The organism is Pseudarthrobacter xylosi (genome assembly GCF_055412765.1).
On the sequence record NZ_JBVAYT010000008.1, the window covers coordinates 1 to 15041 of the forward strand.

Annotated in this window: 13 protein-coding genes; 10 read left to right on the plus strand and 3 right to left on the minus strand. The window is 65.9% G+C overall.

The genetic code is table 11. From position 1 onward, the window contains the following. Window positions 1-347: 347 nt before the first annotated feature. The 10 genes from ACZY1F_RS16075 to ACZY1F_RS16120 all read left to right on the plus strand — a co-directional run bounded on the left by ACZY1F_RS16075 (window position 348) and on the right by ACZY1F_RS16120 (window position 11242). On the plus strand, window positions 348-2384 hold the full coding sequence (locus ACZY1F_RS16075; RefSeq protein WP_463942995.1) for a hypothetical protein: 2037 nt from the start codon (window positions 348-350) through the stop codon (window positions 2382-2384). A 6-nt stretch (window positions 2385-2390) separates the two neighbouring features. Further along, the gene (locus ACZY1F_RS16080; protein WP_463942996.1) at window positions 2391-3380 is read left to right on the plus strand and encodes an HAD-IIA family hydrolase; all 990 of its coding nucleotides are present in this window, start codon (window positions 2391-2393) and stop codon (window positions 3378-3380) included. Window positions 3381-3389: 9 nt separating this feature from the next. After that, window positions 3390-3617, plus strand: coding sequence for a hypothetical protein (locus ACZY1F_RS16085; RefSeq protein ID WP_463942998.1), 228 nt, complete (start codon window positions 3390-3392; stop codon window positions 3615-3617). 2 nt (window positions 3618-3619) lie between these two features. Then, window positions 3620-4432 carry a TlyA family RNA methyltransferase gene (locus ACZY1F_RS16090; RefSeq protein ID WP_463943287.1) on the plus strand — a complete coding sequence of 271 codons (813 nt, stop codon included), beginning with the start codon at window positions 3620-3622 and terminating at the stop codon, window positions 4430-4432. A gap of 13 nt (window positions 4433-4445) precedes the next feature. Next, a complete protein-coding gene (locus ACZY1F_RS16095; RefSeq protein ID WP_463943000.1) occupies window positions 4446-5471 on the plus strand; it encodes an NAD kinase in 1026 nt (341 codons plus the stop codon). 3 nt (window positions 5472-5474) lie between these two features. Next, the gene (gene recN / locus ACZY1F_RS16100; RefSeq protein ID WP_463943002.1) at window positions 5475-7214 is read left to right on the plus strand and encodes a DNA repair protein RecN; all 1740 of its coding nucleotides are present in this window, start codon (window positions 5475-5477) and stop codon (window positions 7212-7214) included. 88 nt (window positions 7215-7302) lie between these two features. Further along, window positions 7303-9048, plus strand: a complete 1746-nt coding sequence (pyrG, locus tag ACZY1F_RS16105) for a CTP synthase (RefSeq protein WP_463943004.1) — start codon at window positions 7303-7305, stop codon at window positions 9046-9048. Window positions 9049-9073: 25 nt separating this feature from the next. Continuing rightward, a complete protein-coding gene (locus ACZY1F_RS16110) occupies window positions 9074-9736 on the plus strand; it encodes an NUDIX domain-containing protein (protein WP_463943006.1) in 663 nt (220 codons plus the stop codon). After that, the gene (gene xerD, locus ACZY1F_RS16115; protein WP_463943007.1) at window positions 9736-10719 is read left to right on the plus strand and encodes a site-specific tyrosine recombinase XerD; all 984 of its coding nucleotides are present in this window, start codon (window positions 9736-9738) and stop codon (window positions 10717-10719) included. The genes ACZY1F_RS16110 and xerD overlap by 1 nt, the downstream gene beginning before the upstream one ends. Window positions 10720-10756: 37 nt before the next feature. After that, window positions 10757-11242, plus strand: a complete 486-nt coding sequence (locus ACZY1F_RS16120) for an 8-oxo-dGTP diphosphatase (protein WP_463943008.1) — start codon at window positions 10757-10759, stop codon at window positions 11240-11242. A gap of 124 nt (window positions 11243-11366) precedes the next feature. Here ACZY1F_RS16120 and ACZY1F_RS16125 read toward each other — a convergent pair whose 3' ends face one another. The 3 genes from ACZY1F_RS16125 to ACZY1F_RS16135 form a co-directional block, all read right to left on the minus strand. Next, window positions 11367-12506: a bifunctional 2-methylcitrate synthase/citrate synthase gene (locus tag ACZY1F_RS16125; protein WP_463943010.1), complete on the minus strand. Its 1140-nt coding sequence runs from the start codon at window positions 12504-12506 to the stop codon at window positions 11367-11369. 74 nt (window positions 12507-12580) lie between these two features. Next, entirely contained in the window at window positions 12581-13486 is a 906-nt protein-coding gene (prpB, locus tag ACZY1F_RS16130) for a methylisocitrate lyase (RefSeq protein ID WP_463943011.1), read from the minus strand. A gap of 33 nt (window positions 13487-13519) precedes the next feature. Beyond that, entirely contained in the window at window positions 13520-15040 is a 1521-nt protein-coding gene (locus tag ACZY1F_RS16135; protein ID WP_463943013.1) for an MmgE/PrpD family protein, read from the minus strand. Between the last annotated feature and the right edge of the window lies 1 nt (window position 15041).

A 15041-nucleotide genomic window follows, 5' to 3' on the forward strand; every position in this document is an offset into this window, starting at 1 on the left:
GGGAGAGTAGGTCACCGCCGGAACATCATTAACGGTCGAGAGCCCCCCAACACACACGTGTTGGGGGGCACTCCCTTTTAACCACCCAAACACCCCGCACACCCAAGGACCCGCAATGGTGTCCCGGGAACCCCGCAGAAACTGCGAGACGCACCGCTGGGAGTGTGAACATTCCCACGACGGCGGCCTGGAGGCGGATCCATGTCACCTGTCGATGGGCTCTCGCCTAGAATTGACTGAGATGTACGGACTTCGAAGCGCTTGATTTCGGGTTGCGTAGCATAACGAAACACGGAACGAGCGGCTGCGATTGCGCCAGTGGTCGGCTCATAACAGGAGGAATCCCCATGGCTGAGCACAACGGCGGCAACCGCGGCGGTAACGACCGCGGTCCTTTCCGCGGCAATAACAATTCCGGCGGCGAGCCGCGGGGATTCCGTTCCCGGGACGACCGTAACTCTGAGGCGCCGAAGCGGGCGCCTGGCTCCGGTGAACGTAAGCCTTTTGGTGATCGTCCGCGCCGCGAGGGCGACGGCGAACGTCGTAGCTTCGGTGCTGGAGAGCGCAAGCCCTACGCTGGCGGCGGTGACCGCAAGCCATTCAGTGGGGGCGGTGACCGTAAGCCGTTTAGCGGTGGTGGCGAGCGGAAGCCTTACGGTGACCGTGACAACAAGTCCTTCGGTGACCGACCCCGTCGTGAGGGTGACGGCGAGCGGAAGCCGTTCAGCGGTGGCGGAGAGCGCAAGCCCTACGGCGACCGCGACAGTAAGCCTTACGGTGACCGCCCGCGCCGCGAGGGCGACGGCGAACGTCGTAGCTTCGGCGGCGGTGACCGCAAGCCCTACGCTGGCGGCGGTGACCGCAAGCCATTCAGTGGGGGCGGTGACCGTAAGCCGTTTAGCGGTGGTGGCGAGCGGAAGCCTTACGGTGACCGTGACAACAAGTCCTTCGGTGACCGACCCCGTCGTGAGGGTGACGGCGAGCGGAAGCCGTTCAGCGGTGGCGGAGAGCGCAAGCCCTACGGCGACCGCGACAGTAAGCCTTACGGTGACCGCCCGCGCCGCGAGGGCGACGGCGAACGTCGCAGCTTCGGCGGCGGTGACCGTAAGCCGTTTAGCGGTGGTGGCGAGCGGAAGCCTTTCGGTGACCGTGACAACAAGTCCTTCGGTGACCGCCCGCGCCGTGAGGGTGACGGCGAGCGTCGCAGCTTCGGCGGCGGTGACCGTAAGCCGTTTGGCGACCGCCAGGACCGTGCCCCCCGCAGCTTCGAGCGGGGAGATACCGGCCCCCGCCAGTTCGGCAGGGACCGTGCCGAAGACCGCCCGGTCCGTGTACCCAACGCGCGTGATCTTCGCAGCGCCAACCGTCCCGACCGCGAGCGTTCACCGCAGATCGACGACGATGTCACGGGCAAGGAACTGGACCGCGCCACGCAGCACCAGATCAAGACCCTCGAGGACAACAGCGCCGAGTGGGTGGCCCGCCACTTGGTAATGGCCGGACGCCTGATCGACGAAGAGCCCGAGCTGGCCTTCCAGCACGCCCTCGCCGCGAGCCGGCGTGGTGGCCGCTTGGCTGCCGTCCGTGAAGCCGTCGGACTCACCGCTTACGCCGCAGGACACTACGGCGAAGCCCTGCGCGAATTCCGGACCTACCGCCGCATCAGCGGTTCGAACGTCCACCTGCCCGTGATGGCCGACTGCGAACGCGGACTGGGCCGGCCTGACCGCGCCCTCGACGTGGTGCGGTCCGAGGAAGCCAATGACCTGGACGCGCCCGGCAAAGTCGAACTGGCCATCGTTGCAGCCGGGGCGCGCTCTGACCTCGGCCAGTTGGACGCTGCCGTGGCGGAACTTGAAATTGCCCAGCTGGACATCAACCGGGCGTTCTCTTACAGTCCAAGGCTCTTCCGGGCGTACGCAAACGCCCTGGCCGCCGTCGGTCGCGAAGATGAAGCAGCAAAATGGCAGAGGCAGGCCGTTGTGGCTGAAAATGCCTTGGGCATTGGTGCCGATGAGGAACCGGACATCGTGGACCTTGGCTGGGACGAGGAAGAGGAAGCCCGCGAGGAAGCACAGCGCCGGCGCCTGCTCGAGCGCGCTGCCGCAGACCCCGAGACCAGTGCCTCCACGCCTGCTGCCCGTTCCGAGGTAGCCGCGGACAAGACCGTTGTTGAGGCCGCCGGCGTGGATGCAGCCATCGATGACGTGGAATCGGATTTCTTCGAGTCCGATGACGCCGAAACTGACGAGGATTCCGTCGAAGCAGACGAGCTGGAAGCCGGCGACGCCGAGCAAGATGACGAAGAGCGCGACGCCGAGCCCAGCGGCGCAGACGACAACAACAACGGCAGCGATACCCACTCTGACGGACGGGACAGCTAGCCCGCTATGACTGAAGTGCCACTGATTTCCCTGTTCGACGCCCTTTTGGCGGACCTGGACGGCGTTGTCTACGCCGGCCAGCACGCTATCCCGGGCGCCGTGGATTCGCTGCAACAACTGGAGGGTTTGGGCATTGGCCTGGGGTATGTCACCAACAATGCCTCCCGCACTCCGGCGCAGGTGGCGGCGCATCTTCGTGAACTGGGTGCACCGGCAGACGACGAACAGGTAGTCAGTTCCTCGCAAGCCGCGGCTGAGCTCCTGGCATCACTCGTCGCCCCCGGAGCGCGGGTGCTGATCACCGGCAGCCCCGCCCTGGCACAGGAAATCGAGCTAGTGGGACTGACCCCTGTTTACAGCCAGGATGAGGGTCCGGTGGCCGTGGTCCAGGGATTCAACCCCGGGATCGGCTGGAAAGATCTGGCCGAGGCGGCGTACGTCGTGTCGGCCGGTGCACTTTGGATTGCTACGAACACCGATATGTCCATTCCCCAGGCCCGGGGCATCGCCCCGGGCAACGGCACCCTGGTGGCAGCAGTCGCCGCCGCCACCGGTCAGACTCCGCGGGTTGCCGGCAAGCCGGAGGCTCCGCTGTTCCACGCCGCCGCCAAACGGCTCGCGGCTGACCGCCCGCTGGTGGTGGGCGACCGCCTGGACACGGACATCCTCGGCGGCAACAACGCCGGGTTCGCCACCGTGGCGGTGCTGACCGGCGTCGACACCACGGCCAGCATCCTTGCCGCGCGTACGGCCGAGCGTCCTGACTACATCATCAATTCCCTCAGCGACCTCCACCGTCCCTACCCGGCCGTGGACCACACTGACGGAATGCACCGCTGCGGAGCCGCCACCGCGCGGGTCAGCGGTGACACCGTCCAGATCAGCGGCAGCGAGAGCGACCTGGATTCGTGGCGGGCCGCCTGTGCCGCTTGGTGGACTGCGGTCCCTGACGCAGACCGGGCCACCGAGCCCAAACTCGAGTGGCGCAATCATTAGACTGGTCCGATGACTGAGCTGAACGAAGTACATCCGGAAGCAGCCCAGCCAACCCCGGAATGGCCTGACAAAGCTGCGCCGGCCGCCACGGATCCGTCCGTTGCGGCCCTAATGGCCGTTCTGGACGGCATCCAGGGGCTGCCCGTATCTGAGCATGAAGCCGTTTACAGCGACCTCCACGATGCCCTGCTGCATGCGCTGAACGACGAGGCCCCAAACGGCGAAGGAGAAGCTTGAGCATGGCACGACTGGACCAGGCGCTCGTCGCCCGCGGCCTGGCCAGATCCAGGACCCACGCAGCATCGCTGATTGCCGAGGGCAAGGTGAGCTCCGCCGGCCAGATTCTGTCCAAGGCGTCCCTGCAGGTTGACGACGGCAAGGACCTGTCGGTCGAGCACACGGAAGCGGACAGCTACGTCAGCCGTGCCGGTCACAAGCTGGCGGGTGCTTTGGACGTATTCCCGGAAGTCACGGTTGCGGGCAAGAGGTGCCTGGACGCCGGGGCGTCCACCGGCGGCTTCACCGAGGTGCTCCTGCGGCGCGGTGCGGCACACGTGGTGGCGGTCGACGTCGGCCATGACCAGCTGGTCCCCCAGCTCCGCGCCGATGACCGCGTAGCCGTTCACGAGGGCCTCAACGTGCGCTACATGGCGCCTGCGGACATCGGCGGGGAGGCTGAACTCACAGTGGCCGACCTCTCCTTCATCTCCCTGACCCTGGTGGTCCTGCCCCTGGCGCTGTGCACGCAGCCTGGCGGTGACCTGGTGCTGATGGTGAAGCCCCAATTCGAGATCGGCAAGGACCGGCTGGGCCGTACCGGCGTGGTCACGTCCGAGCGCGAACGCCGGATGGCAGTGGAAAAAGTGGCCAATGCAGCGCTCGACGCCGGGCTGGACTTATGCGGCTTAGCGGCCAGCCCGCTACCTGGCCAGGACGGAAACGTCGAATACTTCCTGTGGATAAAGCGCAGGATGGCCCAAGAACTGCCTAAGATCGAAGAGCGCCTCGCAGCCATTGACGGTTTGCTTGGCCGAATCTGGCCGAACCACTAGAAAGCGGAACCCGATGAGCAGGCGAGTACTTGTCCTTGCCCACACTGGCCGCGAGGAATCACTGAAGGCCGCCTGGGAAGCCTGCGCCCAACTCCATGACTCCGGCATCGTCCCGGTCATGCAGGAATCTGAACTGCGTGACATGGAAAGATTCTTCGGGCAGCTCACCCAGCCGGTGGAAATCCTGCACGACCACGTCCAGTTACCGGACGTCGAACTGGTGATGGTCCTCGGCGGTGACGGCACCATCCTGCGCGCCGCAGAGCTGGTGCGCGAGGTTGACGTTCCCCTGCTGGGTGTCAACCTTGGCCACGTCGGCTTCCTGGCCGAGAGCGAGCGGGCAGACCTGGCCCAGACGGTGGAATGGATTGCCCGCCGCGACTACACGGTGGAAGAACGCATGACCATCGACGTCCAGGTCTGGGTCCGCGGCCAGAAGATCTGGCACACCTGGGCCCTGAACGAGGCCGCCATCGAAAAAGCCAACCGCGAACGCATGATCGAGGTGGTGACCGAAGTGGACGAGCGCCCACTGACGTCTTTCGGCTGCGACGGTGTAGTGGTGGCCACTCCCACAGGTTCCACCGCGTACGCGTTTTCCGCCGGCGGACCTGTGGTCTGGCCGGAGGTCGAGGCCCTGGTGATTGTTCCCATCAGCGCCCACGCGCTCTTTGCCAAACCGCTGGTGGTGTCGCCGCGGTCCCGGCTTGCCGTGGAAGTCCTCACCCGCACCGGTGCCCAGGGTGTGCTCTGGTGCGATGGCCGGCGCTCCGTGGACCTCCCGCCCGGCGCCAGGGTTGAAGTGACCAAGTCCGCCACACCGGTCCGGCTGGCCCGGACGCACCAGACGCCGTTTTCAGCGCGGCTGGTCAGCAAATTCGAACTCCCCATTCACGGCTGGCGCGGGCCCGTGCCGCAGTCGGAGACCATCCACACCGGACCCATCCCGATCGTCCGGACGCCTGGGCCCAGGCCGCCGCTCCAGCTTTCCTCCGGCGACCAGCCGGAGGACGACACCGATCCCGCGACCGCAAAGTGAACCATGCTTGAAGAACTGAGAATCCGCGATCTGGGCGTCATCACCGACGCCACATTGCCGCTGGGCCCCGGGCTGAGCGTCGTTACCGGCGAAACCGGTGCCGGCAAAACGATGGTGGTCACCGCCGTCGGCCTCCTGCTGGGTGCAAGGTCCGACGCCGGGGCCGTCCGGAACGGTGCGAAGAGCGCCACGGCGGAGGCCGTGCTCAAGCTCGATGCCGGGCACCCGGCGATCGCCCGGGCAGTGGAGGCCGGTGCCGACGTAGAGGAGTTCGACGGCGGCACTGAGCTCATCCTTGCGCGTCGCCTCGGTGCCGACGGGCGCAGCCGGGCCTTCCTCGGCGGGCGGGCAGCCCCGGTGGGCGTCCTCGCGGAGATCGGTGAAACCCTCGTGGTGGTCCACGGCCAGTCGGACCAGATCAGGCTGAAGGGGGCGGCCGCCCAGCGCGGTGCCCTGGACAAATTTGCCGGCGATGCGCTGGCTGGCCCGCTGGCCTCCTACCAGGCGCTCTACAGCCACTGGAAGGCCAGCCAGGCGGAGCTGGAAGCCCTCCGCAGCGCCGCGCGTGACAGGCTCCGCGAAGCAGAGTCGCTCGAAGTCGCGCTGGCCGAAATCAGCACCGTGGATCCGCAGCCGGGGGAGGACGAGTCCCTCAAAGCCGAGGCCGTGAAACTGGCCAACGTCGAAGAGCTCAGGATTGCCGCGAACACGGCGCACCAGGCGCTCATCGCGGAGGACTACGGGGACTCCGGCGACGCCACCACCCTCGTGGACGTTGCGAAAAGAACTTTGGAGCACGTGGCCGAGCACGATGCCGAGCTGGGGTCCGCCGCCGCCCGGTTGGCCGAAGTGGGCTTTCTGCTCAACGACATCGCTACGGAGCTGGCCAGCTACCAGGCCGGCCTGGACTCGGAGGGCCCCGAACGCCTGGCCGAGATCGAGGACCGGCGGGCCGCCCTGGCCACACTGGTCCGCAAGTACGCCCCGAGCATCGACGAAGTCCTGGTGTGGACGGAAAACGCCCGGGTCCGTTTCGACGAGCTGCAGGACGACTCCACCAGGATCGAAGCCCTGGACGCCGACGTGGTCCGAACCGAAGCGGAACTTCAGAAGCAGGCGGGCGCCGTCAGCAAAATCCGGGCCAAGGCCGCCAAGGACCTGTCCGGCCGGGTGAGCGCGGAGCTGAAGGCACTCGCCATGGCGGACGCCACCCTGGTGATTACCCGTGAGGCGGCGGCTCAGTTGACACCGCATGGAGCGGACGAGATCACGTTCCTGCTCCAGCCCCACTCCGGAGCCCCGGCCCGTCCGCTGGGCAAGGGCGCCTCCGGCGGCGAACTGTCCCGTGTGATGCTGGCCATCGAGGTGGTGCTCGCCGCGGTGGATCCGGTGCCCACGTTTGTGTTCGATGAGGTGGACGCTGGAGTCGGCGGGCGTGCCGCCGTCGAAATTGGCCGCCGGCTGGCCATGCTGGCACAGCACGTTCAGGTTCTGGTGGTTACACACCTGCCGCAGGTTGCCGCCTTCGCGGACCAGCACATCACCGTCACCAAGACATCCGTCAGAGGGGCCGACGGCGGCACCGCCACCGGGTTCACGTCCAGTGACGTTCGCCTCCTCAACGGCCCGGAGCGCGTGCGGGAGCTCGCCCGGATGCTGGCCGGCCAGGAGGATTCAGAATCGGCCCAGGCACACGCCCAGGAGCTCCTGGACGACGCAAAACTGCTGCCGCAGCGAGCCTGACCGCCTGCACCCCTTGCTCGCAGGGCGCCTCGCCCTGCACACTGGATCATTTGGGGAGACAGTTCCTGATCCGGGAAAGGCTCAATTGATGATAGGCTCGAATTCCGTGGTGCAGCGATCAAATTCCCGTGTAAATTCCCGGTTCCCGGGCTCGTCCAAGACGACCAAACACATCTTCGTAACCGGTGGTGTGGCGTCCTCGCTCGGTAAGGGGCTGACGGCTTCGAGCCTCGGTCACCTCCTGCGGGCACGCGGCCTGTCTGTAACTATGCAGAAGCTCGATCCCTACCTGAACGTGGATCCGGGCACGATGAACCCCTTCCAGCACGGCGAAGTCTTCGTCACTGACGACGGCGCCGAGACGGACCTGGACATCGGACACTACGAGCGGTTCCTCGACGAAAACCTCGAGGGCTCGGCCAACGTGACCACCGGCCAGGTCTACTCCACGGTGATCGCGAAGGAACGCCGCGGCGAATACCTCGGCGACACCGTCCAGGTCATCCCACACATTACCGATGAGATCAAGCGGCGGATGCGGCTTCCGGCCGAAGGCAAAAACGCGCCGGACGTCATCATCACCGAAATCGGCGGCACCGTGGGTGACATCGAGTCGCAGCCCTTCCTCGAGTCGGCCCGCCAGGTCCGCCAGGACATCGGCCGCGGCAATGTGTTCTTCGTCCACGTCTCCCTGGTTCCCTACATCGGACCCTCGCAGGAACTGAAGACCAAACCGACGCAGCACTCCGTGGCCGCCCTGCGCTCGATCGGCATCCAGCCCGAGGCAATCGTGATCCGCTCGGACCGTGAAGTCCCCGAGCCCATGCGCGCCAAGATCGGCCGCATGTGCGACGTCGATGTCGAAGCCGTCATCGGGTGCCCGGATGCACCCAGCATCTACGACATCCCCAAGACCCTGCACACGCAGGGACTGGATTCCTACATTGTCCGTGCCCTGGACCTGCCGTTCAAGGACGTTGACTGGACCAGCTGGGACAAGCTGCTCGAAGCAGTCCACAACCCCAAGCACCACGTGGAAATCGCACTGGTGGGCAAGTACATCGACTTGCCGGACGCCTACCTGTCCGTTACCGAGGCCCTGCGTGCCGGCGGCTTCGCCAACGACACCAAGGTCAAGATCCGCTGGGTACCCTCGGATGAGTGCGAAACCCATGAAGGAGCCGTGGCATCCCTGGACGGCGTGGACGCCATCTGCGTACCCGGCGGCTTCGGCATCCGCGGCCTCGAAGGTAAGCTGGGCGCCCTGAAGTACGCCCGCGAATCCAAGCTGCCGGTCCTGGGACTGTGCCTGGGCCTGCAGTGCATGGTGATCGAATATGCACGCAACGTTGTGGGCCTGGAAGGCGCTTCCTCCAGCGAGTTCGAACCGGATTCCAAATACCCGGTGATTGCCACCATGGAAGAGCAACTGGACATCGTGGACGGCAAGGGCGATCTTGGCGGCACCATGCGCCTGGGCCTGTACGAAGCCAAGCTCGACGACGGCTCGGTCATCGCAGAGACCTACGGCAAGACCACGGTCAGCGAACGGCACCGGCACCGCTACGAGGTCAACAACAAGTACCGCGACCAGATCGCTGCCGAGGGCCTCGTGTTCTCCGGAACGTCGCCGGACGGCAAGCTCGTGGAATTCGTTGAGCTGCCCCGGGAGGTCCACCCGTTCTACGTGGCAACCCAGGCGCACCCCGAACTGAGCTCACGGCCCACTCGGCCGCACCCGCTCTTCGCCGGGCTTATTAAGGCCGCCCTGGACCATCAGAACGCACAGGACGCGCCGGCCGCCAAGCCGTTGCGTACGGTTGCCGCGAAATAAAACCGAATAAGTAGAGGACGGCGCGATGCCCGGCACACCTGAAACCCCCCAAGCTGCACGGCAGGTTTCGGACGCACCGAGCCCGCGCCGTCTTCTGTCTACGGAGAAGGTCTATGAAGGCCGGATCTGGGATGTGGTGAGCGACAGCTTCCAGCTGAGCGAGACAGGGGAGTCCCTGACCCGCGACTACATCGACCATCCTGGCGCCGTGGCCGTCCTGCCCATGAACGATGCCGGCGAGGTGCTGCTGATCAGGCAGTACCGGCACCCTGTGGGCATGGACCTTTGGGAGATCCCAGCCGGCCTGCTGGATGTGGAAGGCGAGGATTTTGTGGTGGGTGCCGCCCGCGAACTCGCCGAGGAGGCGGACCTTGCGGCCGGCGAATGGAATGTCCTGGTGGACTTCTTCAATTCGCCGGGCTCCTCCAGCGAGGCCATCCGCATATATCTTGCGCGCGGCCTCACCGAGGTCCCTCACCACGAACGCCATAAGAGGACCGATGAGGAAGCCGAGATTGAGTTCCACTGGATCGCTTTGGACGACGCCGTGGCCTCGGTCCTGGAAGGCAGGCTGCACAACCCGTCCGCCGTCGTCGGAATCCTGGCTGCCGCTGCGGCGAAGGCTGACGGCTTTGGCGGACTGCGTCCCGCGGATGCCCCCTGGCCCGCGCACCCCAGCCAGCGTTGATGACGGCGACTACTGAGGCGGAAGCCCCGACGCCGCCGGTTCGGCCACTGACTGCCATCGACCTCGCCATCACCGAGTATCTGCAACATATGGGTGTGGAACGCGGCCTGGCCGCCAACACACTCTCGGCCTACCGCCGTGACCTGGCGCGGTACTCCCGCTACGTGACATCGGAGGGCTGCCACGCCCCGGACCAGATCACCCGCCACCACGTGACGGGGTTTCTGATGGCCCTCAACGACGGATCCGACGGTGGCACGGCCCTGGGTGTCAGGTCTGCTGCCAGGACCGTGGTGGCCGTCCGGGGACTGCACAAGTTCTGGGCCCTGGAGGGGATTACCACGACGGACCCCGCCAGCGACGTCCACCCGCCAATGCCGGGCAAGCGGCTGCCCAAGGCCATCAGCGTGGACGAAGTCACCCGGATCCTTGAAGCCGCGGGTACGGACACTCCCACAGGGCTCAGGGACCGTGCCCTGCTTGAATTCCTCTATTCCACTGGTGCACGGATCAGCGAGGCCGTGGGCCTGGACGTTGACGACATTGCCCTGCAGGAAGCCGAAGCCGGGCCCGCCGTGGTCCGCCTGTTCGGGAAGGGATCCAAGGAACGGCTGGTGCCGCTGGGATCCTATGGGGCGCGGGCTGTGGACGCATACCTGGTCCGCGGACGTCCGCTGCTGGCGGCGAAGGGCAAGGGCACTCCCGCCCTGTTCCTGAACGCCCGCGGGGGAAGAATCAGCCGGCAAAGCGCCTGGACCATCCTGAAGGCAGCCGCGGACAAAGCCAACATCACGAAGGATGTCTCCCCGCACACACTCCGCCATTCCTTCGCAACGCACCTACTCGAAGGCGGCGCGGATGTCCGCGTGGTGCAGGAACTGCTGGGGCACGCCTCGGTCACCACAACGCAGGTCTACACGCTGGTCACCGCTGACACCCTCAGGGAAATCTACGCAGCAGCCCACCCCCGCGCGCTGGGTTAACGTCCGCGGCCAGGTTACCGGCTATAGGGTTGAGGGCATGACGTTCACCCCTGTCACGCTGTGCTTCCTCACCCGTAAGTCCGCCGGGGTGCCACAGGTCCTGCTCGGCCTGAAGAAAACCGGCTTCGGCCGCGGCAAAGTGGTGGGGCTTGGCGGCCATGTTGAACCGGGGGAGACGGATGAAGAGGCTGCCTGCCGTGAAGTCCACGAGGAAGCAGGCCTGGTGGTCCGGCAGGAGGATCTGCACGACGCCGGCGTGGTCACCTTCGATTTCCCGGCCCGCCCGGAATGGAACATGAGCACCCGGCTCTTTGTCGCAGCGCGTTGGACCGGGCAGCCAGCCGAAAGTGCCGAGATCCGGCCGGAATGGTTCGACGTCGGCGCCTTGCCGGTGGACCGGATGTGGCAGGACGCGGCGCACTGGCTGCCGCTGGTCCTGGGCGGGTCTTTATTGCGGCTGACAGTGGTTTTGAACGATGACAACGAAACCGTCCGCGAAGTGCAGGACTACTCGACCCGCTGAGGCCGACGCTCAAAACGGCGGGCCGGTCACCTTCAAAGGTGACCGGCCCGCCGTCGTACGGTTGGGCCCACGCCGGCGAGGGACCCGAACCGAGCTTGCGAGGTTTGGGAGCCGGTGGGGAGGGTCAGGGTACGTGCCGTTCTTCCGGTCCGTTGTATTCGCTCAGCGGGCGGATCAGGGAGTTGCTGGCTGCCTGTTCCATGATGTGGGCGGTCCACCCGGTGATTCGGCTGGCCACGAACAGCGGAGTGAACGTGGGGGTGTCGAAGCCCATCAGGTGGTAGGTGGGGCCGGCCGGGTAGTCGAGGTTCGGCTTGATGGCCTTGGCCTCGTCCATGGCCTGTTCGAGGCCGTTGTAGAGACCCAGCAGCTCCGGGCGGCCGTAGTGGGCGATCATCTTGTCCAGCGCGGCTTTCATGGTGGGGACGCGGGAGTCACCGTGCTTGTAGACGCGGTGGCCGAAGCCCATGACTTTTTTCTTCTGGGCCAGTGCGTCCTCCATCCAGGCCTTGGCGCGGGTGGCGGCTTCGTCCAGTGATTCCTCAGGCCGGATGCCGATCTCGTCGAAGGTGTGCATCACGGCTTCGTTGGCGCCGCCATGCAGTGGGCCCTTGAGCGCGCCGATGGCCGCCGTCACGGAGGAATGAAGATCGGACAATGTGGACGTCACCACCCGGGCGGTGAACGTGGAGGCGTTAAAGGAGTGCTCGGCGTACAGGATCATCGAGACATTGAAGGCCTCCACGACTTCCGGGACCTGCTCTTCGCCGAACGCCATCCACAGGAAGTTTTCCGAGTAGCCCAGGTCATCCCGGGGCTCAACCACTTCCTGGCCGCGCCGGCGCCGCTGGTCGTAGGCGACCACCGCGGGCATGGCTGCGAAGAGATCCACGGCCTTGGCCATGTTGGCCTCGGGCGACGAGTCTTCCGCCAGGGGGTGCCGGGCGCCCATGACGGACGCTGCGGTCCGGCAGACATCCATCGGGTGGGCAGTGGTGGGAATTGTGTCAACGATCTGCTTCACCACAGGATCAAGGGCCCGGCCGGCGCGCTCGCGGGAAGAGAACGCGGACAGCTCTTCAGGGGTGGGCAGTTCGCCGTTCCACAACAGGAAGGCCACTTCCTCGAAGCTGCATTTGGCCGCGAGCTCCTGGACCGGATAGCCGCGGTACAGCAGCGAATTGGTATCCGAGTTGACCTTTGAAACCGCGGTGTAGTCCACCACGACGCCGGCCAGGCCCTTCTTAATATCGACAGCTTCCATGCTGTCCTCCTTCGTTCATTGGGCAAGCCCGGATGCGCCGGAATGCTTGCAGTCTCCTTGGTGGCTCCCGGGCCCTAGCGGACGCCGGGAATGTGGAAGTTGAAAACGCCGGTATCGAAGTGGTTGTAGGCCTCGTAGTCCACAAGGTCATAAAGCCGCGCACGGGTGAGCATGTTCTCCACCTGTGATTCCTGCGACCCTGTGGCCTTGATCGATTCCAGAGTACGCTCTGCTGCGCCCATGGCAATGCGTAACAGCGTGACCGGGTAGATGACCATGTTGACGCCTACGCTTTGGAGCTGGTCCACGGTGAACAGGTCGCTCTTGCCGAACTCGGTCATGTTGGCCAGGATGGGCACGTCCACGGCGTCGCGGATGGCCTGGAACTCGGAGAGGTCCCTCATGGCTTCCGGGAAGATGGCGTCCGCGCCGGCATCCACCAGGGCCCGTGCCCGGTCCTTCGCAGCTTCGATTCCTTCCACGGCCCGGATGTCGGTCCGGGCCATGATGAGGAAGTTCGGATCGCGGCGGGCGTCGGCTGCGGCGCGGATGCGTTTGGTGGCCGTGTCCTGGTCCACCACGTTCTTGCCGTCCAGGTGTCCGCACCGTTTGGGGTTGAACTGGTCTTCGATGTGGCAGCCGGCCAGGCCGGCGTTTTCGAGTTCCTGGATGCTGCGGGCCACGTTCATGGGCTCGCCGAAGCCGGTGTCCGCGTCCACCAGTGTGGGCAGGTCGGTCATGCGGGCGATCTGCCCGGCGCGGGTGGCGACTTCGGTGAGGGTGGTCAGCCCAATGTCCGGCAGGCCAAGGTCATTGGCCAGTACGGCACCGGAGACGTAAACACCGGCGAAGCCCTTTTCCTCGATCAGCCGGGCGGAGAGCGGGTTGAACGCGCCGGGGAACTGCTGGATGGTGCCGGACGCGAGCATGTCGCGCAACGCGATCCGCTTCTGTTCCGGGGTGGTCTTGGAATAAAGCATCTGGTTCTCCTGTGCGGGGTGGGTAGGCAGAGCTTAGAAGAGGCCGGCCGGTGCGTTGCTGAGGTCGATGACGCCCGGGGCGGCGGTGATGTTCAGCTGGTCCAGTTCGCCCGGGCCCAGGTCCGGAAGGCTTTCCGCGGCTGCGAGGAAACGCTCGATTTCCGCCTCGGCGACCAGTCCGGCTGCCAGGGTGCGGAACTTGTTGATGTACTGCTGGCGGGCGAAGGGCCGGGCGCCGAGCGGGTGGGCGTCGGCTACGGCGATCTGGTCGGTGATGACCGTGCCGTCGGTGAGGGTGATCTCTACGGAACCGCCGAAGGCCTTCTCGGCGATGTCCAGCGAGTGGTAGCGGCGGGTCCATTCGGCGTCTTCAACGGTACTGACCTTGTTCCACAGTTCCACGGTGTCGGCGCGGCCGGCCCGCTCGGGGCTGTAGGAGTCAACGTGGTGCCAGGAGCCGTCCTGGAGTGCCACGGTGAAGATGTACGGGATGGAGTGGTCCAGGGTTTCCCGGCTGGCCGTGGGGCTGTACTTCTGCGGGTCGTTGGCGCCGGAACCAATGACGTAATGCGTGTGGTGGCTGGTTTTGATCAGGACCGACTTTACGTTGGTGGGGTCGGTGGCCTCCGGGTGCTCGGTGTGCAGCTTGCGTGCGAGGTCGATCCAGGCCTGGGCCTGGTATTCGGCGGAGTGTTCCTTGGTGTAGGTGTCCATGATGGCGCGCTTAGCCTCCCCGGGAGTCGGGAGCGGGACCTCGTAGGAGGCGTCCGGGCCGTCCAGCATCCAGGCGATCACGCCGTCTTCGCCTTCGTAGATCGGCACGGGGGAGGTCTGGCCGCGCATGGAGCGGTCCACGGCTTCCACAGCCATCTTGCCTGCAAACGCCGGTGCGTGCGCCTTCCAAGTGGAGATTTCGCCCTTGCGGGACTGGCGGGTGGCGGTGGTGGTGTGCAGAGCCTGGCCGACGGACTGGAAGATGGTTTCGACGTCCAGGCCCAGGAGGGTGCCGATGCCGGCAGCGGCGGACGGGCCGAGGTGCGCTACGTGGTCGATCTTGTGCTTGTGCAGGCAGATCGCCTTGACCAGGTTGACCTGGATTTCGTAGCCGGTGGCGATGCCGCGGATCAGGTCCTTGCCGCTCGCGCCGACGTGCTGGCCGACGGCGAGGATCGGCGGGATGTTGTCGCCCGGGTGGGAGTAGTCCGCCGCCAGGAACGTGTCATGGTAATCGAGCTCGCGGACGGCCACGCCGTTCGCCCAGGCTGCCCACTCGGGGGAGACGCGGTCCGTGATGCCGAAGACGCCGGAGCCCTTGCCGTTGGTGGTCGGTGCGTGGGTCAGCGCCTGGGCACGGGCAGCCACGATCGGGCCGCGGTTCAGGGAAGCGATGGCCACGGAGGCGTTGTCGATGACGCGGTTGATGACCATCTCGGTAACCTCGGGCGTAACCTCGACGGCGTCGGCGGCGACGGCTGCGATCTTGTGGGCCAGCTGGTCTTCACGGGCGAGGTTCTCTTCGCTCTTGTAGACGCGGACGTGGTTGAGCTTAACCATG